Source organism: Exiguobacterium sp. s133 (assembly GCF_018618595.1).
GTDB lineage: Bacteria > Bacillota > Bacilli > Exiguobacteriales > Exiguobacteriaceae > Exiguobacterium_A > Exiguobacterium_A oxidotolerans.
This window is the reverse complement of sequence record NZ_JACSMK010000013.1, coordinates 51,279-75,706: the sequence shown is the minus strand read 5'-3', so window position 1 is coordinate 75,706 and position 24,428 is coordinate 51,279. Positions and strand designations below refer to the sequence as shown.

Genomic DNA, 24,428 nt, shown 5'->3' with positions numbered 1-24,428 from the left:
ACGGTTATCCATTCCTCATGTTAAATGATTTTTTGAAAAATGAAAAGCATTCCTCGCTCAATTCTCAAGCGATCACATCCACGCGCCATCAATTTTTAAAATGGCTCCCGAGATATATCCAGCCTCTTCCCCCATTAAAAATGTGATAGCCGAGGCTACTTCTTCTTCCGTCCCGAACCGACCAGCCGGAATCTCCGCTAAGGCTTGTTCGCGATCTTCCTTCGAAAAAACAGCATTCATCGGCGTATCAATCCAACCAGGCGTGACAGCATTGATTCGTCCGTTCATTGCGCCTAGTTCTTTGCTATAGGCTTTTACGAAACCAAGTTGTGCCGCCTTACAGCTCGAATAAACGACTTCCCCGGCTACGCCGAACTCGCCTAAGACACTGCTGACGACAACGATCGACAACGGTGCGGAGAATGGTTTCTTATGTGTCAAGAACTGACTGATGCGAATGAGCGATTCGACGTGCAAGGTCATCATCGATTCAATTGAGTTCGTCGATTGATCGATTAACAGTCCACTAAAGCTCGTCCCGGCGATATGGACGAAACCATCGACTGGTGGCAAACCCTCACAAAGAGAGGCAATCTTTTCCCGATTCGACAAATCGCCTGCGACGATTTCAGTCGTCACAGGCAACTCCTGTACAAATTGCTCAAGCTCGTTTCGGCGTTGATGTGTATGCAAGACAAGTTCATGTCCGGCTGCTGCCAGGCGTCTCGCTGTCGCTAGACCGATGGCACCACTGGCACCTGTAATAAAAATCCGCATCGGTTAGACATATGGTTTGACGATTGAAATCGCTCGGTTCTCAAGCGCAAACAATTCGTCAAAACGTGCTTCAATTTCCTCTTTCGTAATCGAAGCAATCAGTGTCGGCAATGCAAACATGTTCGTGTCCGCTAAAGCATGACGTGAAAACTGATTGGCGATAAATTCCGGCGAATTCAATGCCCGTAAGAATTTCCCTTGCATCATATTCCGCTTCCGGACGACTTCCGTCTCGCTGAACGAGGGACGCTTTGTAAGAAGCTCCTCATACGCTGCGATGAAACGTTCCGGATCTTCCGTTTCCATCCCGAATGTCGCAAAAGCAAATTCTTCTTCGCTCGAATAATCAAAACTGAATGTATCGTCAATCAATCCTTCTTCATACAAGTCGAGATACGTCGACGAGGTTTGATCAAACAGGAGATGTAGGAGTAACTCACTCGTCATTTCTCGGCGGACTTGTTCTTCGCCGCGAAGTGATTCATCCTTATATCCAATCAAGACTTTCGGTGTCTTGACGTCGAGCTCGAGTTCGAATCGCGGACGTGCGACTTCTTTTGGTTCAACGCCGTAATCGCGTTCGATTGCCGGACGGTCTGTATAATCTTTTTTCGCTTGATTTTGTTTGATCAACTCAAGCGTTTCCGTAGGATTGATGTTTCCGACGACAAACAAAACCATGTTTGACGGATGATAGAATGTCCGGTAACACGTATACAAATCATCGGCTGTAATCTTGTCAATCGACTCCGGTGTACCTGCGATGTCAATCCGAACCGGGTGATTCGCGTACATCGATTCGATGAGTCCAAAAAATAGACGCCATCCGGGATTATCTTGGTACATCTGAATTTCTTGCGTAATGATGCCTTTTTCCTTCTCGACACTCTCCGGTGTAAAGTAAGGATCTTGAACGAAATCAATCAATGTTTCGAGATTTTGCTCGATCAGCGATGTCGCAGAGAACAAATACGCTGTCCGTGAGAATGATGTAAAGGCGTTCGCTGATGCACCGAGACGACCAAATTCTTGGAAGACGTCCCCTTGCAACGACTCAAACATTTTATGCTCGAGGAAGTGGGCAATCCCGTCCGGTACGCTCACCCAGTCCTCACCTTTTTTGAAACGATTGTCGATTGAACCATAGCGGGTCGTAAACGTCGCATACGTTTTTTCATAACCTTTTTTCTGAAGTAAATAAACAGACAAGCCATTGTCTAATTGTTCGAAAAATACCGTTTCGTCTGTATCATGATACGTTAACTGTTCCATTATTCTTCACCTCGCAATAAATAGACTGCCTCTAATTCGATTTTAGCGGCTAGACGGACGACATCTTCACGCGTCGCCGTCTCGATGATATGAATTTCATCTTCTAGCGTCAATCCACGCATTTTCGATCCGTTCAACCAGCCAATCAATTGTCCGGGTTGATCGAGAATTTGACGACGCGCATTGATGAGCATCGCTTTCGTTTGCGTCAACTCTTCAGCCGTAAAGTTCCCGGCTTTCAAATCGACAAGCTGTTCCTTGATGATTGTTTCTGCCCGTTCCGCTTTTTGAGTTTCGACACCGGAGTAGACATATAATGCACCATTCAACGCCGCATAACGCGATGCTGCATAATACGCGAGACTTTCTTTTTCCCGGACATTCATGAACAATTTCGAATGGGGAAATCCACCAAAAAGACCGTTGACGATTTGCATCCGGATCGAATCAGCAGATGTCGGATCGACTGCAACACGGTAGCCTAAATGTAACTTTCCTTGTTTGATTGGTTGTGTCTCTGATGAACGCTTCACACCGGCGACTTGTTTCAAGGCCGGGATATAATGACTCGTTTTTTCACTGTGCGAAGGCAAGAAGGATAATGCCTCTTCCATTTCGTCACGTGTCACATGACCGACGACGAAAACATCGATCCGGTCGTTTTCAATCATCGACCGATATGTATCGCGCAAGGAGGATGTTGTAATTGCCTCTAATCCTTCGAGCGTACCGAGTGACGACAGTGAAACGGCTTCTCCAGGGGCCATTAACTCAAGAAGACGCTGCTGGGCAAAACGCATTTTATCATCATAAAGTGAGCTGATCCGTAACGCATGGAGACGTTTTTCCTGTTTGACGAACTGTTCACGGAAGCCGCCTTCGGTTAAATCAGGATAGAAAATCATTTGTTCGAGCAAATCAAGCGCCTCTTCAAGCAACGTCTCATGCCGTACGAGATCACCTCGGACGACGTCGAGCTGGAATGAAATAACATGCTCTTCGCCGAATTTCGAAGCATCTGCATAAAGTCCCGCATCATATAAGGTTTCGAGTGGTTCACGTAGCGCCTTCATCGATGGATAGGCCGCTGTCGATTTTTCCATGATGTACGGTAAGATCGCCCGGCTCGTCAGCGTTTTTTCTTCAAGTGGTGCAGAAAATGTGACGAGTACGGTCGTTGTCTTGAATTTATCGGTCGGGACGAGATGGTACGTCGTCCCCTCTTTTTTCCACGTTTCGAATGACTGACTCATTTACTCTCCATCCTTTCGTTTAAACACATGTGCACTGCGAAGGTATTCAATATCTGCTGTTTGATTGACTGCATTCTCATAACGCGCTGCGGCAAAGAAAAAGTCACTCAGTCGGTTGATGAATGGCAAGAGGTGGCGGGCTTGAGCGACATCGACCATCGAACGTTCAATCCGTCGACAAATCGTTCGCGCAACATGTAGGCTTGCCGCCGCTTCCGTTCCGCCTGGCAAGATAAACTTATCGAGCGGGGGAGATAATTCCGTTAAACTATCAATCCAACTCTCGAGATTTTCTGTCGCAGTTTGACTCAAGCGGGATTCTTTTTGTTCGACGTACATTAAGTCGCTCCCACAATCAAACAAGGCATGTTGAATGACAATCAATTGTTCTTTTACTTCAATCGAAGTTGCTTTTGTCCGTGCGAGGCCGACGAAGCTGTTCAGTTCATCCAGTTCACCCATCAAATCGATTTGCACATCATTTTTTTTAACGCGGCCACCGACGAGCGATGTTTCCCCTGAATCCCCGGTTTTTGTATAAATCTTCATTTTTCTCACTCCTATAGCGAAAGGAAGCGAATCAGAGAGTTCGCTTCCTTTGTTTTTTCGGTAATCGAATTCGGAATGTCGAGCCTTCGCCGAGCTGGCTCTCGACTTCGACCTCCCCTTCATGGGATCGGACGACGTTCACGACAATCGCGAGACCAATCCCTGTCCCCGTCTTGCCACGCGTCCTTGCTTTGTCCGCCTTATAGAAACGATCAAAAACGAACGGGACATCTTCTTCCGGAATTCCTGTACCGGAATCAATTACGGATAGGAATATGTTTTCCCTATCTTCCGTAATGTTAATCTCGATTTGACCATCCTCGGTGTAACGAAGCGCATTGCCGAGTAAGTTCGTCAACACTTGCTCCATTTGATCGGGATCCGCTTCGAACTCGACGTTCGGTCCGACGACGTCAAACGATACACGTTTGTCGCGTCCCATTTGCTTGAATTTTTTAATCATCCGTTTTGCAAACGGGACTGCTTCCATCGGTTCAATCCGTAACTCTTGATGACCTGCCTCCATTCGGGCAAGATCGAGTAAATCATTGACGAGACGCGATAGACGTTGCGACTCATCATAAATGATTGAAGCAAATTCTTTTGTCGCTTCATCGCTTTCCGTCATCCCGTCGACGATCGCTTCCGAGTACCCTTGGAGCATGACGAGCGGTGTCCGCAATTCATGACTGACGTTCGCAACGAAGTCGGCGCGCATCTTCTCGAGCTGCTGCGCTTCTGTCATGTCCCGTAAAACGGCAACAGCACCAATCTGCTCTTCGTGCTCAAGTAACGGACTGACGATAATGATGTAATAACGACCTTCCCGTTCAAAGGAAACGGTCATTTCTGTCTCTGTCCGCATGACGGTCTTGAACAAATCAATCAGTTCTTCCGGAACCGGTGCCCCTGCCAAAAAATCTTCTGCCGGCGGATTTGTCGCGAGCAACTCCCCGGAATCAGAGAACGTCAAGACGCCATCTGCCATACAGCGTAAAATGGATGACAACAGATGTCGTTCTTTATCGAGATCCGTAACATATTGATTCAATTGGCTGCTCATTTCATTGAATGCCAACGCCAAGTCCCCGATTTCATCGCGTGAACGTTGCGTCAGACTTTGGTCGAACTTTCCTTCCCCGGCTTCGACGACAGCTTGACGAATCGTCCGCAGCGGCGCCGTAATGCGCGTCGAGAGGAAGAAGGCGAATACGGTTGTCCCGATGATCGCAAGCAGGACACAGAGTTGAATGATCTGCCTCGCGCCTTCATTCGCCTGTTCGATGTTCGTCAGTTCTTCAATCAAATACGTCGTTCCCGCCTCACTTGATGTGACGAGCGGGGCACGATAGGCGAGTGCTGCCTTGCCATTGAATACTTCATAGTTCCCAATCGCCGTCTCGCCCTCTTCACCGTCAACTGCTTTCCAGTTCTGACGCTCGAGCTCCTTAATCATACGTCGTGCCTTTTCCTCTGAAATATTCGTTTGAATCGTTTCGTCCTTCGTTGTCGCAATCAACGTCGCCCCGTAAATATCCGTAATTTCGACGGCGGTCGCCGACCCTTCCTCTAGCCCATCGTGCGCTTGGAAAACGGTCTCGACTTGTTGACCTAGCTTCGCGAGATGTCCTCGTTCTTGTTCAATGTGAAACGAGTTAAAAAATTCGAGCAACAAAATCGTCAAAGCAATTAAAACGACAGAAACGAGCAGTAAAATCGTTCCCCATAATTTGATGACGACACTCTGTAACCACTTCATCGTCAAGCGGGACTATTCTCGAATTTGTAACCGACACCCCAGACTGTCGTGATCATCTGAGCCGCGTTCGGTGACAAGCGGTTTAGTTTTTCCCGCAATCGTTTAACGTGTGTGTCGACCGTCCGCAAATCACCAAAGAATTCATAATTCCAAACCTCTTTTAATAACTGTTCCCGTGAAAAAACTTTATCCGTCTGCTTCGCGAGGAAGTAGAGCAATTCATATTCTTTTGGCGTCAAGTTGACTTCTTGCCCTTCGACCGTCACGCGGTGGGCATCATTATCAATCGTCAGATGCGGGAAGACGATAACATCTTTTGTTTTCGCATCCGTATGCAAGAACTTCGTTGCGCTGGCACGTCGCAGAATGGCCTTGACCCGAAGCACGACTTCGCGTGGACTGAACGGTTTAACGATATAATCGTCCGCTCCCATTTCAAAACCATGAACACGATTCGTTTCTTCCCCTTTTGCCGTCAACATGACGATCGGCGTCGCTTTTGTTTTGCGCAACTCTTCACAGACCTGCATACCATCGAGCTTCGGCATCATCAAATCAAGTAGAATGACATCATATTCCGTTTCAAGCGCCATTTCGAGCGCCATCTCGCCGTTGTCTGCTTCCTCAATCGTAAAGTTCTCCCGTTCGAGGTACATCTTTAATAAGCGTCGAATCCGTTCTTCATCATCGACGACTAAAATACGAGCTTCTTCTGACATCGGTTGATTCCTCCCATAAACTAGTCTCTCTTCTCTATCCTACTACTCTTTTAGTATACTATGAAACAAAAAGAAAAAACCTCCCTAACCGGTTAGACCGGAAAGGGTGATTGATTCATTTCACGTTTCTTTCAAAATCCAATAGTTGATGCCTGGACGAAGAAAGGGAGTCACCAATCGATGTCATTCATCGATCGGTGACTCCCTGTTTCATTTTTTAGTCAGGCGTAAGAATGAAGACCTGCGACAACGAGGTTGACGAACACCAGGTTGAACATGATGACCCCAAACCCACCGACACATAACCAGGCTGATTTTTTACCGATCCAGCCACGCTGAATGCGCATGTGCAGGTAGAAGACGTAGAATAACGCCGTAATCAATGCCCAAACCTCTTTCGGGTCCCAGCCCCAATAGCGGCTCCATGCCATCTGCGCCCAAATCATCGCAAAAATCAAACCGCCCAGGATGAAGACCGGTAAGCCGATCGCAATTGCACGATAGCTGATTTCATCTGCTGTTTCTAAGTCGATTTTACGGGCGATTGGTTTTAAGCTTTCCGCGAGACGCTTCCGTAAGATGACAAATCGAAGGAGTACGTACAAGACGAGACCACCGATCAGTGACCAAAGAACTGTATTGACTTTGTTCGCGTTCAAGAAGTTCGGCAGTTCGACGACTGCGCCCGATCCCGAAATGACTTTTCCGCCTTCCGGACCAGTCAACACGGGCATCGTATAGTCGTGTTGCATCGTCGCGCCGTTTTTCGCAACATATTCAATCGTCGCATTTGTCGAAAGCGCGTTAAATAACAATCCGACAAGAATATAACCGACCACGCATGTTAACGAAAACATGACGACTTCAAGCCACGTCCGTGTTTTTGATTCTTTTCTGAAATCTGTTGCGTGAATCAGGTAAAGTAATCCTGTCGCAAAGCTGACCGCGAGGATGCCTTCGCCAAGTGCAGCTGTCGTGACGTGAATTTTCAACCAGACACTTTGAAGTGCCGGAATGAGTGGTTGGACCTCATCCGGGAACATCGACGCATAGGCGATGACGAGCAAAGCAATCGGCATCGCGACTAATCCTAAAACGTTGTTCCGGTAAATCCCGTAGACAATCAGGAAACCAAGAACCATCATCATCCCGAAGAATGTCGTATATTCATATAAGTTCGACACAGGAACGTGCCCCGCTCCTGCCCAGCGTGTAAAGAAATAACCAAGTTGTGTCGCAAATCCAATAATCGCGAGCGTAAAGGCAATCTTACCTGACCGGCTCGGTCCCTTTTTCCCACTCGTCGCAACCGCAAAAAATCCGGTACTGATGAGATACAAGATAAACGATGTCAGCAGTAAATTCCCACTCAAATTAAGCAAATTCATTCTGATTCCCCCTCTTCCCGCAACTTCTGCCGGTCTTCTAGTTGAGGAAGACCTACTTCTGTCAAAGCGAGATTGGCTTCTTTTTGAAGCCCTAACGCGTTCTTGTTCGTAAAGCCGGCAATCTTAATCCGACCGTTTGTTTCTCTAATCCAAAGGCGACGATGCGGCCAGTACATGCCGATGAGCAGACCCGCCATAAAGATTACTCCACCGATGAACAGGAACGGCAGCGTCAAATCTTTTTTAATCCGCACTCCCGAGATATTCGACAGTTCAGTCCCGGCAAAGCCCATCTTGTATTGATTTTCGTCCCCGCCGACATTGAGCTTAATCCCGATCAGACTCCGTTCGCCTTCCGGGTGCTCCGGTGACTTGATGTTAAAGACGAATGCCGGATTGACCGGCCGTGAAGAATTTGTCGTCGGTTTTCCGTCTTTGACGACGAAGTCCGGTAAAAAGTCTTTTAACTCGACTTCGTAGCCATCCTTCAATTCATACGTCGAGTCCGGGTTGCGTAAATCGACTTCAATCGTATCGACAACTTTTCCGGTTTTTTGATTTTCGATATTAAACGACATCGTCTTGAATTCAGGATCTGCCGCATATTGTTCCTGGAAGACTTGATAGTTTTCGAATTCAAACGGTTGGTTAACGGCCGTTTCACCAGATTTTACTTTTTCAAGTTCCGGTTTAAAATCATCCGTCATGCCCGTCTTTTTATACAACGTCATTTTCGTATCGTAGTTTTTCGGAACACTACCACCCGCTCGTTTCAGCGCTTCACTGAATTTCGCGTCGACCTTTTCCGGGTCATAAAATTCGATATTGAAGGCATTGTTTTCGAGGTAATACTCGTTGTCCGTCGCTTCGATCGGCAACGTTTCACCTTCACGAAGCCACAGCAACTCATCTTCATGCATCCCTGGTACAATCCGTAACATCGCGCCACCAAAGAATAAAACAAGTCCGATGTGATTGATGTATGGACCCCAACGTCCAAACCGTTGTTTTTCTGCTAATAAAGCGCCGTCCTGTCGACGGATTTTATAGCCTTTCTTTTTTAACAACGGCTCAATCGCGTCAATTTGTTTTACCGTTCCAGCCGTCTCAGCGCCAAATCGCTGACCGCCCATAAAACGGTCAGACTGGATGACCGGTTGTTTCTTCAACGCTCGATAGAGCGGGAAGAAGCGGTCGATCGATACGATGATGATAGATAAAAGTAATAAGGTGATCAGTCCGATGTACCACCACGATTCAAAGAGATTATGAAATCCTAATGCATAGTAGATATCGCCTGCCGTACCGTATTCCTTACCATAAAATTCTTCTGGCGGTGTCGCTTGCGGGATATACATTTCCTGCGGGAAAATCGTCCCGACACCACTTGCGAGAATGATTAAGCCAATCAACCACAGTCCGACTTTAACGGAAGAGAAGAATGTCCATGTTCGGTCAATCCACGACTGTTTTTTTCGTTTTGAACGAAGCTCTGCTTCTTCATAACGCATGTCCAGTTGCTTATATTCCTGCATCATCAATTCCCCCTCGATGCGTTACTCGTTTGCTTTTTTAATCATTTCTTCCAACTTCGCCTGATCAATTTCACCCTCATACTTTTCGACGACTTCGCCTTCTTTATTGATGATGAATGTGACCGGTAAGTTATAAATGCCGTACGCTTTCTCGACGGAACTGTTCGTATCCATTAAAATCGGATAGTCCGTTCCACCAATTTCCTTGATGAAGCTCGAGACGCGAACCGGTGTTTCGCCGACATTGACGGCTACAAAATTGACATTTTCATCTTGCATCATGCTGTAGTTGTCGTTAATCAATGGCATCTCTTTTTTACACGGTTCACAAAACGTGCCCCAAAAATTAAGCAAGAGTCCTTTTCCAGCATACTCATCCATCGAGTGTTGTTTCTCACCATACAAGTCGACGAGCGTAAAGCCAGGTGCATCGTCTCCCGCCATGACACGACCATTTTTATCGCGTGTCGCTTGATCGACGAACTGCATGATGACGACCGCACCAGCAAACAAGACGATCGTCATGATCATCAGTCGCCAGAATGAGCGTTTCTTCTTTTTTTGTTTCGCGGCTTCGAGCCGCTCTTCCGGGTTTTGCTTCGTTTTTTTCATGTTATACCGCCTCCACCCATATTGTACTTGAAATCGCTTAAATGTTGAGACAATGTGAAATACGTTAATTGTTTTGTCACAAAAAAAGAAAACTCAACCTATAGGATGAGCTTTCCGCTTTACAAATTAACGTTTTTTTGTGTTCTTACGTCTTTTCGTAGGTGGCGCGACGGGATCCGCTAGCTCACGCAATTGATTGACTTCTTTTTTTGAAAGTTCACGCCAGTCTCCTGAAGTGAGTCCAGCTAACGTCAAGAATCCGAATTGCTCCCGCTTCAACTTGATGACTTCTGCGCCGAGTGTTTCGACCATCTGACGGACTTGACGGTTATGTCCTTCGTAGATGACCATCTCGAGGATTGCCGTATTCTTTTTCTTGTCGACATCACGCATTTCGACGCGTGCTTTGCCTGTCTTGAATCCGTCCGGTAAGACGACCCCCTTTTCCAGACCTTTGACGTGGTAATAATCCGGCACGCCTTTGATTTTAACGATGTAACGCTTCGGTACTTTGTATTTCGGGTGCAGTAAGAGGTTTGAAAATTCACCGTCATTCGTCAATAAAAGTAAGCCGCTCGTATTGTAGTCAAGACGACCGACCGGGAAAACACGATGGCCCGGCGGCACAAGATCAACAACCGTTTTACGTCCCTTATCATCTTCAACCGTCGAGACGACACCTGTCGGCTTATACAGCATATAGTAGACATGCTCTTCCCGTTCGAGCTTGACGCCGTCGACTTCGACTTCAGCACGTCCGCCGACTTTCGTTCCAAGCTCTGTGATGACTTTTCCGTTGACCTTAACGCGACCTTCTGTAATTAATTCTTCTGCTTTGCGTCGTGATGCGACACCAGCTTGTGCGATAATTTTTTGTAGACGTTCCATTAATTTATTCTCTCCTCTAGTGACGGTTCATTCCTGAAAAATAGATCGCCATCCGCTTCGAACGTTTCTTCGAATTCGAGCGGAGGTAACTCCTCGATACTATTGAGACCAAAATGGTCCAAGAAATGATCGGTCGTTTTATACAATTTAGCTCGCCCGACGCCTTTCGCGCGTCCAGCTTCTTCAATTAACCCTTTTGCACTGAGCGTATGAATGACACGCTCGGTCTTGACGCCGCGAATGACTTCGATGTCTGCACGCGTGACAGGCTGCTTGTAGGCGATGATGACGAGCGTCTCCATCGCAGCACGAGACAAACTGTCTTCCGCGAGTGATCCCGCGTAGGCTTGAACGTACGGTGACATCTCTTTTCGTGTCACCATCTTAAAGACGCCACCGGACTCAACAATTTGAAGGACACGTCCTTCCGACTCAAACAATTGCTGGACCGCATGCAGTTGTTCGCGCGCTGCTGCTTCACTGATTTCAAGCACTTGGCTCAGGCCACGTGGATCGATGCCATCATCTCCGACGACAAACAATAGACTTTCAATGATTCGATCATACGCCAATCGGATTCTCCTCCTTCGCCAAGGTCCGTAATAAAATATCGTCGTTCATCTGCTCGCAAGCAATAACCCGTTGTTTAACGAGTTCAAGGACAGCAAGAAAACTGACGACAAGTTCTTCGACTGTCGGTTGTTCCGTAAAGAAGCCAAAAAAGGTCGTCCGTTCTCGCGACAGTACATATTCTGATACGTGAACCATCTGTTGCTCCAGTGTCCGTTCCTCACGTTTGACCGTCTTCGACCGTCTCACTTTCCAGGCAACACGTTGTCGCATTTTTTCATAGGCACGCAACAAATCACTAAATGATAACGTTCCGTTATAGTCATTTGTTTCTGTATCCAGATAACGCAACAGGTCTTCCGGTTGTTTTGAAAAAAGCTCGAGTCGCGCTTCTTCCTTTTCCTTCAACACAACCGCTGCTTCCTTATACGCTTTGTACTCAATCAATTGTTGAATCAAACCTTCTCGCGTCGGCTCCTCATCAAAATCAGGAACCTCCTCGAACTCCGATTGTTCAATCGGTAACAGCTGTTTACTTTTCAGTTGCAAGAGCGTCGCAGCCATGACAAGATATTCACTAGCAACATCGAGTTCAAGATGCTGCATAGCTCGAATATAGGACACATATTGATCCGTCACGATTGAGACGGAAATATCGTAAATGTCGATTTCTAGTTTCCCAATCAAGTGTAACAGTAAATCCAAAGGGCCTTCAAACGCATCCATCTTCACACTATATGATTCCATGATTCTCCCTGCCCATCAACGTTTTTTGCGCCTTAGTATACCATACATCGTTACTGTTCGACTATGCTATATTAAAAGGAAAGGAGGTGCTCTCATGCACCCGATCGAACAATTTACTTTCGAATTCAATATACAAGAAGATTACTTCGAATGCCATGAAGTATTAGAAGAACTGTGGCAAGCCGGCAATCGGACGGACGAATCACTCGTCGCTTTGATTCAATTAGCCGTCGCCCGGTATCACCACCGGCGCGGTAATGTGACCGGCGCGATGCGGACCTATCCGAAAGCCTTTCAAAAAATCGAACGGCATGCAGCGTCAATTACCCAACTCGGCATCGATGCCACGCAACTGCTTACGTTAAAGTCCGCTTTTATGGAGCCGGAATACCGGAGAATCCATTTACCAGTAGACGAAAGACTCGAACAACGAATGAAGACCCAATCACTCGAACCGCTTGATCGAACCTTTTTAATCGACAAACACCGGTTACGAAACCGGCAAGACGTCATCGACGCAAGGCAAGCCGCACTTAAAAATCGCGGGAAATGGAAAAACCGGCCCTGAAATAAACGGACCGGTTTTTTTCATTGATTTTTCCACTTTTCAACAAGACGACTTGTTTCTTCAGTCGAGCCGATGATATCGAGACGCATCATCTTCGCCGCAGCGTCGAGTAATGTGTACGACATCCGCTCCCCGCGGAACGATGGAGACAATGCGATGTGGCTCAATTCAGCGTGGCCATCCACTAATTGAAAACCGATCACTCCTACGAAGTCTTCATCCTGTTTGTAAAGATACAATTGACGATCTTCTTCTTGTTCATAGGCTTGAACCGTTTCAAGCAAATACTTCGGATCCTTCACTTCACACGAAAAGGCGATTAACCCCATCGCGGTCCGTTCATTCAGCTTCTTATATTTTACTAGCATCTGATTCTACACCTTCCTAATTTCAACAACTCTCAGGACCATGAACGACTGAGACTCATTTATTCTACACCTTATCGGCTAGAATTACTTCATTTTTTTGTCGAGAAGGACAAAAAGAAGGAGTGAATCACTTCACCCCACCTTTTCCGAATTATGACTTCGACTTTTCTAACACGGCGATGAATTCACGCATATAGTCAGGTAGATCGGGCGGTCTCCGACTTGAGACGATGTGTCCGTCGACGACGACCGGCTCATCGTGCCACACTGCGCCCGCATTCGTCATGTCGTCCTTGATTCCCGGGGTACTCGTGACGTTGACACCTTTGAGAATACCTGCTGAAATCAAAACCCATCCAGCGTGACAAATTTGACCGATCGGCTGTTTTGTCTCATCAAAATGGCGCACCATCTCTAAGACGGCATCAAAGCGGCGCAGTAAGTCCGGTGACCAGCCGCCTGGGACGAGAATCGCGTCGTAGTCTGCTGGATTAATGTCAGCAAACGCGATGTCGGAGACGATTGGAACACCGTATTTCCCGATATACTTTTCATTTGCTTTCTCACCCACGATGTCGACCGTTGCCCCTTCTTCACGTAACCGGTGGACCGGGTACCATAACTCTAAATCCTCAAAATCATTACTGACGAGTTGAATCACTTTTTTACCTTTTAAACGCATCATGAAACGCCTCCTGAAATTCTATTTGTGCCTTATTATCTGTTCCCTTAGTCTAAAAAACAAAAACTCCCCTTCTAGTTGAAGAGGAGTCAGACACTTATGCTTCTACGCGAATTTCTTTAATGCCTGCGCCTTGCTTCATTTTTTGAGCATGCTCAAGTCCTGAAGTGACTTGTCCGAAGACTGTATGCACACCGTCAAGGTGCGGTTGCGGCTCGTGGACGACGAAGAACTGACTCGAACCTGTGTCGCGACCAGCGTGCGCCATCGAGAGTGAACCTGCTTTATGTTTGTGCGGGTACGAAGTTGACGTTTCACATGGGATTGTTTTCCCAGAACCGCCTGTACCGTTCCCGATTGGGCAGCCGCCTTGTGAGACGAAGCCCGGGATGACACGGTGGAAGTTCAATCCATCGTAGAAGTTCGAGTTCGCAAGGCTCTCGAAGTTTTCTGTTGTAATCGGTGCATCGTCGTTAAAGAGTTCAAAATCAATTTTATTTCCGTCTTCTAATAAGATATATCCAGTTTTTTGCATTGTATACCAACCTTTCGCGCTTTTCAGCTAATGGTGTTCGTCACAAGCAACTTGTGACTCCATGGAACAGTGTACCAAATTTTTTCGGAAAACGCAGGTTTTTTACTCAGTTGACGGCAGAATCTACTATTTCAATTTCAATTTCATCACCGACACGAACGGAAGCTGTTACACCGAGTGGCAATGTCAGAACCGGATCCGTATGACCGAAGTCAGCGTCGAGGACAATCGGGAAGTCGTAGCCGCGTGTTGCCCGTAAAATGATGTCTTTCAATGTAAAGTCCGGATCAAAATCGACCTGACTCTCGAACCGGCCGATAACGAGTGCTGAAATCTCATCATACACACCAAGATGCCGCAACTGTGTAAAATAACGGTCGATCGTTTCCGGTGTTTCGCTTCCGTCATCTTCGAGCATCAAGACAACATCTTCGAAAGACGGCATATACGATGTACCTGCAAGTAACAAGAGTGTGCCACAGTTTCCGGCAAGAATCGGTCCTGTCCCCTCGCCTGTACGACCAATCAACATCCCCGCATTCGGTTGTCGTTTTTTCGGACGGTCGTCATGTACGTCCCAGCGGAGTACTTCATCCGTCCACTCGGATGAGGCGACGATTTTCCCAATCGGTTCCGTCTGCATCAACGTTCGCTTGAACGACTGTTCAGTATAGTCGTCAAGACCGTCCAGTAGACCGAACTGCGGCAAAATCGCCGGCCCTAAAAACGTCGTCAAACCTGTTTTTGCATAAATCGCAGCATGCAGTGCCGTGATGTCACTATAGCCGAGTAAAATTTTCGGGTTGTCCCGAATCAAGTCATAATCGAGCTCATCTAACAGCTGATGCGAGTTGAAGCCGCCAATCGTCGCGATGATCGCTTTGACTTCCGGATCGCGAAACGCCATATGTAAGTCTTGCACCCGTTCGCCAATCGTTCCTGCCGTATGACTATGGACTGCCGTCGCATTCGGCATCACAAGGACCTGAAAGCCCATCCGTTCCAATGTTTCAATGCCGCGTTGCAATCGGCGCGGCACGTAGGCTGCAATCGCTGATGCGGGTGACACGATCGCGATTGTATCGCCTTCTTTTAATCGAGCTGGTTTCATCTTTTTTCCTCCTTCTTTTTTGGAAAAACCTGACTTTCATCATAACAAAAAAAGTAGCAAATTGGGAAGAAGACCCAACTCGCTACTTTACATGATTTAATCGATGACAGCGTGAACGAGCGGACGTTCTTCCGGTTTCGTTTCACTGATATGATACGCATGATCCATTTTCTCAATTGCTTGATCAAGCGTTTCTTTATTCGAACGAAGTGTCGCGATGACATCGCCGACTTCAACACGATCGCCGACTTTTTTCAATAACGTGACGCTTGCTGCATGATCGATGACGTCTGTTTTCGTCGCTCGGCCCGCTCCAAGAATCATCGCTGCGACACCAACTTCATCGGCGATGATTTCAGAGACATAACCTGCTTTTGATGCCACGAAGTCTTTTTGGTATTTCGTTTCAAGTGCTTTTGACATATCGTCAACGAGTGACGCGTCGCCACCTTGCGCTGCGATGAACTTTTTAAAGACGTCGAGTGCTGCACCGTTCGCGAGGCGTGTCTCGAGATCGGCATACGCTTCGTCGAACGTCGGGTAGAACTCACCAAGGACTGCCATATGTGAGGCAATCGTCAAGGCGATGACTTTCAAGTCACGCACATCTTTACCTTGTAAGACTTCGATTGCTTCTTTGACTTCGTTTGCGTTCCCGATTTCGTTTCCGAGTGGCTGATCCATGTCCGTGATGACGGCAATCGTTTTCCGGTTGACACTTTTCCCGATTGAAACCATCTCTGTCGCAAGTGCTTTCGCGTCCTCAAACGACTTCATGAAAGCACCTGAACCCGTTTTAACATCAAGAACGATGCTATCAGCGCCGGCCGCAATTTTTTTCGACATGATTGAACTTGCAATCAACGGAATCGAATTGACTGTTGCTGTCACGTCACGTAATGCGTAAAGTTTTTTGTCAGCAGGTGTTAAGTTCCCGGTCTGACCAATGATTGCCATCTTGATGTCGTTGACTTGGCTGACGAAGGCTTCTTCCGATAATTCAACATCGAAACCAGGGAAGGCTTCCAATTTATCGATTGTTCCACCTGTATGACCAAGACCGCGTCCGCTCATCTTCGCAACCGGAATTCCGATTGACGCGACGAGTGGTGCAACAATCAGACTGATTTTATCGCCGACGCCGCCTGTTGAGTGTTTGTCGACTTTTTTGCCGTGAATCCGTGATAAGTCGATGACGTCACCTGATTCGACCATCGCCATCGTCAAATCTGCGATTTCACGATCTGACATCCCTTGATAAAAAATGGCCATCGACATGGCTGACATTTGATAATCCGGAACGTCCCCGTTCGTGAATCCTTCGACCATTGCTTTAATATCGGCTGTTGGTAACTCGCCGCCGTCTCGTTTCGTTGCAATCAAATCTACCATACGCATAATCTATTTCCTCCTCTAAGGTGTTGTTACATTTTTTTGATCGAACCACGCACGAGCGACAGGAAGTGTGCCCGGACCCGTTCCGTCGTTTCGATGACTTCATCGTGATGGAGCGGCTGATCTAAGATACCTGCTGCCATGTTTGATACACATGAGATTCCGAGTACGCGCATGTCTGAGTGACGTGCGACGATGACTTCAGGAACCGTCGACATGCCGACGACATCTCCACCAAGCATCCGTGCCATTTTGACTTCAGCGGGCGTTTCATATGTCGGACCGGTGTTGCCGAAGTAAACGCCTTGACGAACATTGATTCCGAGCTCATCTGCCGTCGCTTGGGCAAGTTCCAGTAATTCTTTATCATACGGCTTCGACATGTCCGGGAAACGTGGTCCCATCTCATCGACGTTCTTACCGATCAACGGATTCGTTCCGAAGAAATTGATGTGATCTGTGATCAACATGAGATCTCCCGGTTCGAATGCTTCATTACAAGCACCCGCTGCATTCGTCACGATTAATGTTTCGACGCCGATTGCTTTCATGACACGAACTGGGAATGTGACCATTTCCATCGAGTAGCCTTCATAGAAGTGGAATCGTCCTTGCATCGCGACGACTTGTTTGCCTTCGAGCGTCCCGAAGACGAGTTGTCCCGCATGTCCTTCCACTGTCGAAACAGGGAAGTTCGGAATATCGCCATACGGAATCGCGATTGGATTTTCAATTTCATCAGCCAGTACGCCGAGACCTGATCCGAGAATCAAACCGATTTCCGGCTTTGCCTGCATTTTACTTTCTAAATATGAACGTGTTTCATTCCAGTTGACTGTCATCCAAAATCGCTCCTTTGAAATTAAAGTTCTGTTAAAAAGCTTTTTCCGTGTGCCGGCATTTTAACACCGAAGTTTGCAGCAACCGTCGCTCCAAGATCAGCAAATGTTGCACGCGTTCCTAAATCGTTTGCGACACCGCTCTTTTGGTACGCAAGAAGCGGGACGTACTCACGCGTGTGATCTGTTCCAGCGTGAATCGGATCGTTTCCGTGGTCAGCTGTAATGATTAAGAGATCATCTTCTTGCATCCGCTCGAATACTTCCGGGAGACGTGCATCAAATTCTTCAAGTGCATCCCCGTAACCTTGCGGGTCACGACGATGTCCGAACAAGGCATCGAAGTCAACAAGGTTCAAGAAGCAAAGCCCTGTGAAGTCACGTTCGAGTTGACCAACGAGTTGGTCCATTCCGTCCATGTTCGATTTCGTACGAATTGCATCCGTCACACCTTCACCGTCAAAGATGTCAGCGATTTTTCCGAGCGAAATGACATCGAATCCAGCTGTCTCAAGCTCATTCATGACAGTCCGGTCAAACGGTTTTAAGGCATAGTCGTGACGGTTCGATGTCCGAACCCATGCGCCTTGCTCCCCAAGGAATGGACGTGCGATGATGCGACCGAGCATGTATGGATCGTCGCGCGTGATATCACGTGCATATTCACAAATTCGGTAAAGTTCTTCGAGTGGGACGACTTCTTCGTGGGCTGCAATCTGTAAGACAGAGTCAGCAGATGTATAGACGATCAATGCGCCCGTTTCGACGTGTTCTTGACCGAGTTCATCTAAGATTTCCGTACCAGAAGCTGGTTTGTTACCGATGATTTTCCGACCAGAGAATGCTTCAAGACGGTCAATCAAGTCAGCCGGGAATTTTTCAAAGACACGGAATGGTGTATCGATGCGAAGACCCATGATCTCCCAGTGTCCCGTCATCGTATCTTTCCCCGCCGATACTTCTTCCATTTTACCGTATGATGCGATTGGTGCGGCATCAGCCGAAACACCTTGAACGGCTTCAATATGCGCGAGACCAAGCTTTTCCAGGTTCGGAATATTCAAGCCATTCATATGCTCTCCGATGTGACCAAGCGTATGTGCTCCTAAATCTCCAAATTGTTCCGCATCGGGTGCTTCACCGATACCAACAGAATCCATGACGACTAAAAATACACGTTTGAATTGTTGTGCCATTTGTATTTCCTCCTAATACGTACTGTAATGAACGACTGCCCTAATGATTTTCCCACAAACCGACTAGACAAAACGCTTCATTTGTCTGAAGTCAGACCTTTGTTTTATAAGGAACATCATGCACGTGGATGATGATTCTTATAGACTTCATGTAACCGACCTTTGTTGACATGCGTGTACATTTGCGTCGTCGACAAGTCGGCATGACCGAGCATCTCTTGGACAACCCGTAAATCTGCACCATTTTCAAGTAGATGAGTAGCGAATGAATGACGGAGTACATGTGGCGTAATCTCTTTTTCAATACCCGCTTCTCTTGCACGTCGTTTAATCATCTTCCAAAAACCTTGTCGCGATAACCGGCTTCCCCGACTATTCAAGAAGACATAATCCGTTTGCTGGCCCCCTAAACTGTTTCGTGCTAGTTCGAGATAGGTCGTGACGCTATCAATCGCTGTCGTACTGATTGGAATGATTCGCGTTTTGTTCCCTTTCCCAAGACACGATAAGTAACCGAGTTCGAGCTGCAGATCGTTTAACGTCAACTGTAGCAGTTCACTGACCCGCATACCGGTACCGTATAACAGTTCAAGCATCGCCGCATCCCGTCTGACGAGCGGATCGTTTCCGACCACGGAATCAAGCAACTTAACGACGTCCGTTTGACTCCAGACGACCGGGAGCTTTTTTTCTGGTTTCGGTAAATCCAAATGACGTGACGGATCACTCTCCACTTGACGCTCTTCGACCAAATATTGATGGAACGAACGGATCGAACTCGTCGCCCGTCTGACCGTCGACCGTGACTTTTGAGCGTTCAACAAGCTCTCGATATGGAGCACGATATGATGTCGTGTCACGAATTCAAGCGAAGTCACCCCTGCTTGTTCGAGCGAATGAAGATACTGGTTTAAATCATTTCGATAGGCTGCTGCCGTATTTCCTGACATTTGCCGTTCGATGACGAGATAGTTGATAAATGCTTCCAGTTGTTGTCTCACTGAATTCATCCTCTTGGCTTAAGAAATCGCTTACTTTCCCATCATATCAAAGGTGTAAACTGTTGTGAAGAGGTCTGACCTATATTTTCAAAAAGAAAAAACCGCCCTGTGTGTGGAGGGACGGTTAGACAGTTTGTGTTTGCGTTTGTTCAAGCGCTTCACGTGCATGACGCTCCTGACAAACACGGCAAACTCCGTGGAAGGTCAAGCGATGATCTTTAATTTTAAAGTGAAATCGCGAGACGATTTCTTTTTCGACATCTTCTAACATATCATCTAAAATTTCTTCGACGGAACCACATTCGATACATACAAGGTGGTGATGCGAGTGACTCGCCCCTTCTTGTCGTAAATCGAATCGAGATACGCCATCTCCGAAGTTGACCTTATCGACGACTTCAAGCTCCGTCAATAATTCGAGCGTCCGGTACACGGTCGCGAGTCCAATATCAGAGTTTTTTTCTTTCACTAATAAAAAGACATTTTCAGCACTGAGGTGATCCGACTCATGTTCTAGCAGGATACGCACAGTCGCTTCACGTTGGGGAGTCAGCTTATATCCTTTACCGCTCAGCTGTTTTTTAATGCGTTCAACACGACTTTCCATCATAGCGCCCCCTTAGGTCGAAACTGATGCTTTTATCATAGCTGATTCTCAATCAATTTTCAAATTAAAATGATTATCAACTGAAAATCAACCAAATTAGAATCATTTTAATGTACGGATGTGCCAATGTTGAATCGCCATGATTGTTTTTGCATCGACAATCGTGCCATTTGCAATCAGTTCTAAGGCCCGGTCAAGTGACAATGTCTGGTTTTCAAGGAATTCATCTGCATCCAGCTGACGTTCACCAGCCGTCAAACCGATTGCTTCATATATATGTACGCGTTCGCTGCAAAATCCCGGTGCCCCGTAAAAATCGAAGACATGTTTCAATTCTTCTGCCGCGTAACCTGTTTCTTCTTTCAATTCTCTTCCGGCACAATCAATTGGATTCTCACCCGCCTCAAGTTTTCCCGCAGGAATTTCAATCGATAGCTGTTCGAATGCTTTGCGGTACTGCTCGACGACAATTAAATCACCTTTTTCATCAAAGGCGATGATGGCGACGGCTCCGTTATGATAAACGAGCTCGCGCACTGATGTATTACCATTTGGTAAGCTGACGACATGCTTTTCGACATTAAAGACTTTTCCTTCATAAATGACTTCCCGTTCGATTGTTTTTTCTTCCATTCCGAACACCTCTTCCTTCCATAACTATCCGCGCCGTAATTTATTCTTCTTATTCAGTATGCCCGTTATCTGATTCCTGATGCAAGTTTGTTTTTTCAAACTCAAAATATGAAACAGTTCCTCAACAGGGGGACGGAGAATTAAATATGATAAACTGTTCTGTAGTAGCACATATCGAAAGAAATGAGGGATTAGTCATGGGACTCGGATTAGGCACAATGACAATATTAAAACGCGGACAAGAAGAAGCAACAGAAATCCTCCGTACAGCGCTCGACGAAGGGGTCATTCATTTTGACACAGCGGACGTCTACGCGAACGGAGCCGTCGAATCGTTGATTGGACAGACATTTTCGCAAGAAGACCGCAGCCGGATTTTCCTCGCCTCTAAAGGCGGGAACCGAATGAATGCAACGGGAACGGGTTGGACGTGGGATCCGAGTTACGAGTACTTAAAACAAGCATGTCTTGAAAGTCTGAACCGACTCGAAACACCTTATCTCGATCTCTATTATGTCCACGGCGGAACGATGGAAGACGACCTCGATGCATCGATTCAAGCCGTGAAGGATTTAAAAGCAGACGGTAAGATTAAAGCCTATGGTCTTTCTTCTTTACGGCCGAACGTCATTAAGTATTGGCTCGAGCATAGTGATCTCGATTATTTGATGACACCTTACTCGTTACTCGATCGGCGCATCGAAGCACTCTTGCCTTTACTCAATGAAAAAAATGTCAAGGTCGTCGCTCGTGGTCCGCTCGCAAAAGGATTATTGACGACTGAGAGTACGTCGCGCCTCCAATCCGTTGACCAGTTCGAGCAATTTTATAAAGAACAACTCGAAGAAACATTGAATTTCTTACAAGACTACCCACTACCCGCGCTCGCTCTCCAAGCAATCGATCAACAAGCCGCAATCGTACTGCCTGGTGCGTCGAGCGTGTCGCAATTACAGGCCAATCTCAAGGCGATGCGGGAACCCGTCACGCTTGAACAAATCAATCACGTCCTGAAGACATTGCCGGTCCATCCTTATACAGCACATCAATAAGGTTTGAGTTTTAGCAAGCCGGGGAATCCTCTTATTTGTAACGTTAACCCTAGAGGAGGAATTTTATTATGGCACGTATTTTAATCGTTTCAACAAGCGCGGATGACATGAACGGACACTCAACAGGACTTTGGTTCGAAGAGTTCGCTGCACCGTTTAACTTATTTAATGAAGCAGGACATGACGTCACTGTTGTTTCTGTTAAAGGTGGCGACGTCCCAATCGATAAAGCATCACTCGTCAAAGAAATTCTGCCGAAGTTCCAAGACGCACGTAAAGCACTAAAAGATACAGCTTCACTCTCAACAGTCGATCCTTCATCGTTCGACGCTGTTTATTTCCCGGGTGGACACGGTGCGGTCGTTGACTTCCCGAACAATCCACAAGTTGCCGGTGCAATCGAAGCAATGGTCAAGAAAGACGGAATCGTCGCATCTGTTTGTCACGGACCTGCCGCTTTCGCTCACGTCATGATTGATGGCAAACCATTCGTCGAAGGTCGTCAAATCAACGGCTTTACAGATGAAGAAGAAAAATCAACAGGTCTTGAAGAGAAAGTTCCATTCTTACTCGAAACAACGTTGCGTAATGAAGGTGCAACGTTCTTGACTTCAGACGCAGGTAAAGAATTCGCAGTCATCGATGGCAACGTCATCACAGGTCAAAACCCAGCTTCAAGTGAAGCTGTCGCTAAATTGATCGTCGCTAAACTCGCGACTGTCTAAAATTTTAGTTGATGCTAAGCACTTCCACTGAACATCAGTGGAAGTGCTTAGCGTGTAGACAAACTTAGATGGAAGATCACTTGAATGTGATTTCCCATCTTTTTTTGCTCTCTCTTTCCTTCCTAATCGTCTTCCTGTGGCAAACATCGCGCCGCTACAGCAAAGCTGCAGGGTCGCTCCTGTTTGCTTTACACTAGGAAGCGATTAGATTAGAAAGCGAGATTTTTTTAGCTTTCTTTAAGATCAGTGAAGATACTCTGTCGTTTTGGAAACGATTCAAGACGGTCCACCTGAAAGACGTCCCTTTTCGTCGACTTCTACGGAAAAAAATGCGTCTTTGCGTGCTAGAGGGAGACGCTTTTATCCCCCACGTGACGTTGTCTACATGCAAAACAGCACCTCCACTGAACGAAGCTGGAGGTGCTGTTTTCACTTCGGGTCATTTCCCTTCGTTAAGCGCCCGCTGAAGCATCAGTATTTCACGTTCGGCTGCCGCAACCGTGCGGTCTTCAATAACGAGCTGCTGCTGTCGTGCTTCAAGCTGCTCGTCAAGGTTCGTACGCTCTTCATCGGTAAACGACTGTTCAACCACACGTTCCCGTCGATACCAACGCTTCGGAATGATTTTTGGTGCTGGTCCTGTCTCAATCGTCCGTTCGATTTCATCGAATGCCGCCTGCGCTTCTGCCTGACGGTCTTGAAGCGGACGAATCTGTTGAGTGAGCGCCTGTAATCGTTCGTCGACGAAGGGGCGTGTTTTTGACGCCAACATTTCTTTTACATCCATTCGTAACACGTGTTCTGCTTGCTGACGTTGCATATCTTCTTCGTGATCTGTTGGTTCGAGAAGTTCCACACGGTCGCTGTTTTCAGACTCTGTCAGAATGTCTTCGATTTCACTGATCGACAACCACGAGACATGTCGCATGACGAATTGATCGATTAGCCCCGCATCAACATAGTAGTCTCCGACTTCTCCACCTAATTTCAATTCAGCGGCGGCATATGTTGCATGTCGTTTGATGATGTCATCCGTCTCTTCGTCCAGCCAGTCTTGATAATCTTTAAATACACTCACGTTCTCTACTCCCTATCCCATCACAATCAAACACTCGTTTGACTTCTTTTGATTTCTTCGATTGCCCAGTCACACCAATCGAGGTAATTCAGCATCATCCGTAGACCGTATTCACTCGTCAATGTCTCCCCGAGTGTCGCCCCGTTCTCTAAATGATCTTTTCGCCACACTTGCATCATGTCGACCGCAAATTGATGATGCCGTTTTGATTCTTCAAGGTAAGCGATCGCTTCCTCGAGCGGCAAGAGGTGTAACAACGACACGCGCATTAAGTTCTCATCTTTCATTTTCGGCTTAAATTCACTCGGTGCCCGCAGCCAGGCGACGAGCTCTGTTTGGCCTTTATCTGTAATCGAATAGACTTTTTTATCTGGAAGATCCTCCTGGACGATATGAACACTCGTCACGAGTGATGCTTCTTCCATTTTTAATAATTCTCGATAAATTTGCGTATGATGTGCTGTCCAAAAATGCGTCATCTGTTTTTTGAACGTCGTACTTAAATCATAGCCTGTCGCTTCTCCCTGGGTTAGCAGTCCGAGCAGTGCGAATCGTAATCCCACTGGCTG

At 46.8% G+C, this 24,428-nt stretch carries 27 protein-coding genes; 3 read left to right on the top strand and 24 right to left on the bottom strand.

Going from position 1 to position 24,428, the window contains the following annotated elements; all coding sequences use genetic code 11:
• Positions 1-72: 72 nt before the first annotated feature.
• The 12 genes from ymfI to KNP96_RS14920 form a co-directional block, all read right to left on the bottom strand.
• Positions 73-777 (bottom strand): elongation factor P 5-aminopentanone reductase, encoded by a 705-nt coding sequence (gene ymfI / locus KNP96_RS14975; RefSeq protein WP_214765307.1) that lies wholly within the window; start codon positions 775-777, stop codon positions 73-75.
• A gap of 3 nt (positions 778-780) precedes the next feature.
• A complete protein-coding gene (gene yfmH / locus KNP96_RS14970; RefSeq protein ID WP_088836702.1) occupies positions 781-2,049 on the bottom strand; it encodes an EF-P 5-aminopentanol modification-associated protein YfmH in 1,269 nt (422 codons plus the stop codon).
• Positions 2,049-3,302, bottom strand: coding sequence for an EF-P 5-aminopentanol modification-associated protein YfmF (gene yfmF / locus KNP96_RS14965; protein ID WP_088836701.1), 1,254 nt, complete (start codon positions 3,300-3,302; stop codon positions 2,049-2,051). The genes yfmH and yfmF overlap by 1 nt, the downstream gene beginning before the upstream one ends.
• The gene (locus KNP96_RS14960) at positions 3,303-3,851 is read right to left on the bottom strand and encodes a cob(I)yrinic acid a,c-diamide adenosyltransferase (RefSeq protein ID WP_088836700.1); all 549 of its coding nucleotides are present in this window, start codon (positions 3,849-3,851) and stop codon (positions 3,303-3,305) included.
• A 31-nt stretch (positions 3,852-3,882) separates the two neighbouring features.
• Positions 3,883-5,610 (bottom strand): sensor histidine kinase, encoded by a 1,728-nt coding sequence (locus KNP96_RS14955; RefSeq protein WP_088838458.1) that lies wholly within the window; start codon positions 5,608-5,610, stop codon positions 3,883-3,885.
• A 2-nt stretch (positions 5,611-5,612) separates the two neighbouring features.
• Positions 5,613-6,329 (bottom strand): response regulator transcription factor, encoded by a 717-nt coding sequence (locus KNP96_RS14950; RefSeq protein WP_029333177.1) that lies wholly within the window; start codon positions 6,327-6,329, stop codon positions 5,613-5,615.
• A 221-nt stretch (positions 6,330-6,550) separates the two neighbouring features.
• Complete coding sequence (gene ccsB / locus KNP96_RS14945) at positions 6,551-7,717, bottom strand: c-type cytochrome biogenesis protein CcsB (RefSeq protein WP_088836698.1); 1,167 nt, start codon at positions 7,715-7,717, stop codon at positions 6,551-6,553.
• Positions 7,714-9,252, bottom strand: a complete 1,539-nt coding sequence (gene resB / locus KNP96_RS14940) for a cytochrome c biogenesis protein ResB (protein WP_251132130.1) — start codon at positions 9,250-9,252, stop codon at positions 7,714-7,716. The genes ccsB and resB overlap by 4 nt, the downstream gene beginning before the upstream one ends.
• A gap of 21 nt (positions 9,253-9,273) precedes the next feature.
• On the bottom strand, positions 9,274-9,864 hold the full coding sequence (locus KNP96_RS14935; protein WP_029333174.1) for a redoxin domain-containing protein: 591 nt from the start codon (positions 9,862-9,864) through the stop codon (positions 9,274-9,276).
• A 126-nt stretch (positions 9,865-9,990) separates the two neighbouring features.
• Positions 9,991-10,752 carry a pseudouridine synthase gene (locus tag KNP96_RS14930; protein ID WP_014969990.1) on the bottom strand — a complete coding sequence of 254 codons (762 nt, stop codon included), beginning with the start codon at positions 10,750-10,752 and terminating at the stop codon, positions 9,991-9,993.
• On the bottom strand, positions 10,752-11,324 hold the full coding sequence (gene scpB / locus KNP96_RS14925) for an SMC-Scp complex subunit ScpB (RefSeq protein WP_029333173.1): 573 nt from the start codon (positions 11,322-11,324) through the stop codon (positions 10,752-10,754). Before scpB ends, KNP96_RS14930 begins: the two co-directional genes overlap by 1 nt.
• Positions 11,314-12,069: a segregation/condensation protein A gene (locus tag KNP96_RS14920; protein WP_088836696.1), complete on the bottom strand. Its 756-nt coding sequence runs from the start codon at positions 12,067-12,069 to the stop codon at positions 11,314-11,316. Before KNP96_RS14920 ends, scpB begins: the two co-directional genes overlap by 11 nt.
• A gap of 94 nt (positions 12,070-12,163) precedes the next feature.
• Between KNP96_RS14920 and KNP96_RS14915 the strand changes: the two genes are divergently transcribed.
• Positions 12,164-12,637, top strand: coding sequence for a DUF309 domain-containing protein (locus KNP96_RS14915; protein ID WP_029333171.1), 474 nt, complete (start codon positions 12,164-12,166; stop codon positions 12,635-12,637).
• A gap of 20 nt (positions 12,638-12,657) precedes the next feature.
• Here the strand turns inward: KNP96_RS14915 and KNP96_RS14910 are convergent, their stop codons facing one another.
• The 10 genes from KNP96_RS14910 to KNP96_RS14865 form a co-directional block, all read right to left on the bottom strand.
• Positions 12,658-13,005: a GNAT family N-acetyltransferase gene (locus tag KNP96_RS14910; RefSeq protein WP_088836695.1), complete on the bottom strand. Its 348-nt coding sequence runs from the start codon at positions 13,003-13,005 to the stop codon at positions 12,658-12,660.
• 151 nt (positions 13,006-13,156) lie between these two features.
• Entirely contained in the window at positions 13,157-13,687 is a 531-nt protein-coding gene (locus KNP96_RS14905; RefSeq protein ID WP_214771662.1) for a type 1 glutamine amidotransferase domain-containing protein, read from the bottom strand.
• A 97-nt stretch (positions 13,688-13,784) separates the two neighbouring features.
• Complete coding sequence (locus tag KNP96_RS14900) at positions 13,785-14,222, bottom strand: peptidylprolyl isomerase (RefSeq protein WP_088836693.1); 438 nt, start codon at positions 14,220-14,222, stop codon at positions 13,785-13,787.
• Between the two features lie 106 nt (positions 14,223-14,328).
• On the bottom strand, positions 14,329-15,333 hold the full coding sequence (locus KNP96_RS14895; RefSeq protein WP_214771635.1) for a S66 family peptidase: 1,005 nt from the start codon (positions 15,331-15,333) through the stop codon (positions 14,329-14,331).
• Between the two features lie 96 nt (positions 15,334-15,429).
• Positions 15,430-16,731, bottom strand: a complete 1,302-nt coding sequence (locus KNP96_RS14890; protein ID WP_088836691.1) for a pyrimidine-nucleoside phosphorylase — start codon at positions 16,729-16,731, stop codon at positions 15,430-15,432.
• 26 nt (positions 16,732-16,757) lie between these two features.
• The gene (locus KNP96_RS14885; RefSeq protein WP_029333165.1) at positions 16,758-17,570 is read right to left on the bottom strand and encodes a purine-nucleoside phosphorylase; all 813 of its coding nucleotides are present in this window, start codon (positions 17,568-17,570) and stop codon (positions 16,758-16,760) included.
• 20 nt (positions 17,571-17,590) lie between these two features.
• Positions 17,591-18,763, bottom strand: a complete 1,173-nt coding sequence (gene deoB / locus KNP96_RS14880) for a phosphopentomutase (RefSeq protein WP_088836690.1) — start codon at positions 18,761-18,763, stop codon at positions 17,591-17,593.
• Between the two features lie 116 nt (positions 18,764-18,879).
• Positions 18,880-19,764 (bottom strand): site-specific tyrosine recombinase XerD, encoded by an 885-nt coding sequence (gene xerD, locus KNP96_RS14875; protein WP_214771632.1) that lies wholly within the window; start codon positions 19,762-19,764, stop codon positions 18,880-18,882.
• A gap of 124 nt (positions 19,765-19,888) precedes the next feature.
• The gene (fur, locus tag KNP96_RS14870) at positions 19,889-20,371 is read right to left on the bottom strand and encodes a ferric iron uptake transcriptional regulator (RefSeq protein WP_088836688.1); all 483 of its coding nucleotides are present in this window, start codon (positions 20,369-20,371) and stop codon (positions 19,889-19,891) included.
• A 102-nt stretch (positions 20,372-20,473) separates the two neighbouring features.
• Entirely contained in the window at positions 20,474-21,004 is a 531-nt protein-coding gene (locus KNP96_RS14865; RefSeq protein ID WP_088836687.1) for an NUDIX domain-containing protein, read from the bottom strand.
• 197 nt (positions 21,005-21,201) lie between these two features.
• Between KNP96_RS14865 and KNP96_RS14860 the strand changes: the two genes are divergently transcribed.
• The gene (locus tag KNP96_RS14860; RefSeq protein ID WP_214771629.1) at positions 21,202-22,056 is read left to right on the top strand and encodes an aldo/keto reductase; all 855 of its coding nucleotides are present in this window, start codon (positions 21,202-21,204) and stop codon (positions 22,054-22,056) included.
• Positions 22,057-22,124: 68 nt separating this feature from the next.
• Positions 22,125-22,781, top strand: coding sequence for a type 1 glutamine amidotransferase domain-containing protein (locus KNP96_RS14855; RefSeq protein WP_214771624.1), 657 nt, complete (start codon positions 22,125-22,127; stop codon positions 22,779-22,781).
• A gap of 439 nt (positions 22,782-23,220) precedes the next feature.
• On the opposite strand, the gene KNP96_RS14850 is transcribed toward KNP96_RS14855, so the two are convergent.
• On the bottom strand, positions 23,221-23,859 hold the full coding sequence (locus KNP96_RS14850) for a hypothetical protein (protein ID WP_214771621.1): 639 nt from the start codon (positions 23,857-23,859) through the stop codon (positions 23,221-23,223).
• Between the two features lie 26 nt (positions 23,860-23,885).
• Complete coding sequence (locus KNP96_RS14845) at positions 23,886-24,422, bottom strand: PadR family transcriptional regulator (protein ID WP_088836684.1); 537 nt, start codon at positions 24,420-24,422, stop codon at positions 23,886-23,888.
• Positions 24,423-24,428 lie beyond the last annotated feature (6 nt).

Excerpts from the sequence above, each read along its gene's own strand:
- KNP96_RS14855 (WP_214771624.1), top strand. The coding sequence starts at position 22,125 with ATGGCACGTATTTTAATCGTTTCAACAAGCGCGGATGACATGAACGGA.
- deoB (WP_088836690.1), bottom strand. The coding sequence starts at position 18,763 with ATGGCACAACAATTCAAACGTGTATTTTTAGTCGTCATGGATTCTGTT.
- KNP96_RS14930 (WP_014969990.1), bottom strand. The coding sequence starts at position 10,752 with ATGGAACGTCTACAAAAAATTATCGCACAAGCTGGTGTCGCATCACGA.
- KNP96_RS14955 (WP_088838458.1), bottom strand. The coding sequence starts at position 5,610 with ATGAAGTGGTTACAGAGTGTCGTCATCAAATTATGGGGAACGATTTTA.
- KNP96_RS14905 (WP_214771662.1), bottom strand. The coding sequence starts at position 13,687 with ATGCGTTTAAAAGGTAAAAAAGTGATTCAACTCGTCAGTAATGATTTT.
- ccsB (WP_088836698.1), bottom strand. The coding sequence starts at position 7,717 with ATGAATTTGCTTAATTTGAGTGGGAATTTACTGCTGACATCGTTTATC.
- KNP96_RS14860 (WP_214771629.1), top strand. The coding sequence starts at position 21,202 with ATGGGACTCGGATTAGGCACAATGACAATATTAAAACGCGGACAAGAA.
- KNP96_RS14895 (WP_214771635.1), bottom strand. The coding sequence starts at position 15,333 with ATGAAACCAGCTCGATTAAAAGAAGGCGATACAATCGCGATCGTGTCA.
- KNP96_RS14900 (WP_088836693.1), bottom strand. The coding sequence starts at position 14,222 with ATGCAAAAAACTGGATATATCTTATTAGAAGACGGAAATAAAATTGAT.
- yfmH (WP_088836702.1), bottom strand. The coding sequence starts at position 2,049 with ATGGAACAGTTAACGTATCATGATACAGACGAAACGGTATTTTTCGAA.
- KNP96_RS14950 (WP_029333177.1), bottom strand. The coding sequence starts at position 6,329 with ATGTCAGAAGAAGCTCGTATTTTAGTCGTCGATGATGAAGAACGGATT.
- KNP96_RS14920 (WP_088836696.1), bottom strand. The coding sequence starts at position 12,069 with ATGGAATCATATAGTGTGAAGATGGATGCGTTTGAAGGCCCTTTGGAT.
- KNP96_RS14885 (WP_029333165.1), bottom strand. The coding sequence starts at position 17,570 with ATGACAGTCAACTGGAATGAAACACGTTCATATTTAGAAAGTAAAATG.
- KNP96_RS14890 (WP_088836691.1), bottom strand. The coding sequence starts at position 16,731 with ATGCGTATGGTAGATTTGATTGCAACGAAACGAGACGGCGGCGAGTTA.
- yfmF (WP_088836701.1), bottom strand. The coding sequence starts at position 3,302 with ATGAGTCAGTCATTCGAAACGTGGAAAAAAGAGGGGACGACGTACCAT.
- resB (WP_251132130.1), bottom strand. The coding sequence starts at position 9,252 with ATGCAGGAATATAAGCAACTGGACATGCGTTATGAAGAAGCAGAGCTT.
- KNP96_RS14910 (WP_088836695.1), bottom strand. The coding sequence starts at position 13,005 with ATGCTAGTAAAATATAAGAAGCTGAATGAACGGACCGCGATGGGGTTA.
- fur (WP_088836688.1), bottom strand. The coding sequence starts at position 20,371 with ATGGAAAGTCGTGTTGAACGCATTAAAAAACAGCTGAGCGGTAAAGGA.
- KNP96_RS14935 (WP_029333174.1), bottom strand. The coding sequence starts at position 9,864 with ATGAAAAAAACGAAGCAAAACCCGGAAGAGCGGCTCGAAGCCGCGAAA.
- KNP96_RS14915 (WP_029333171.1), top strand. The coding sequence starts at position 12,164 with ATGCACCCGATCGAACAATTTACTTTCGAATTCAATATACAAGAAGAT.
- ymfI (WP_214765307.1), bottom strand. The coding sequence starts at position 777 with ATGCGGATTTTTATTACAGGTGCCAGTGGTGCCATCGGTCTAGCGACA.
- KNP96_RS14960 (WP_088836700.1), bottom strand. The coding sequence starts at position 3,851 with ATGAAGATTTATACAAAAACCGGGGATTCAGGGGAAACATCGCTCGTC.
- KNP96_RS14865 (WP_088836687.1), bottom strand. The coding sequence starts at position 21,004 with ATGGAAGAAAAAACAATCGAACGGGAAGTCATTTATGAAGGAAAAGTC.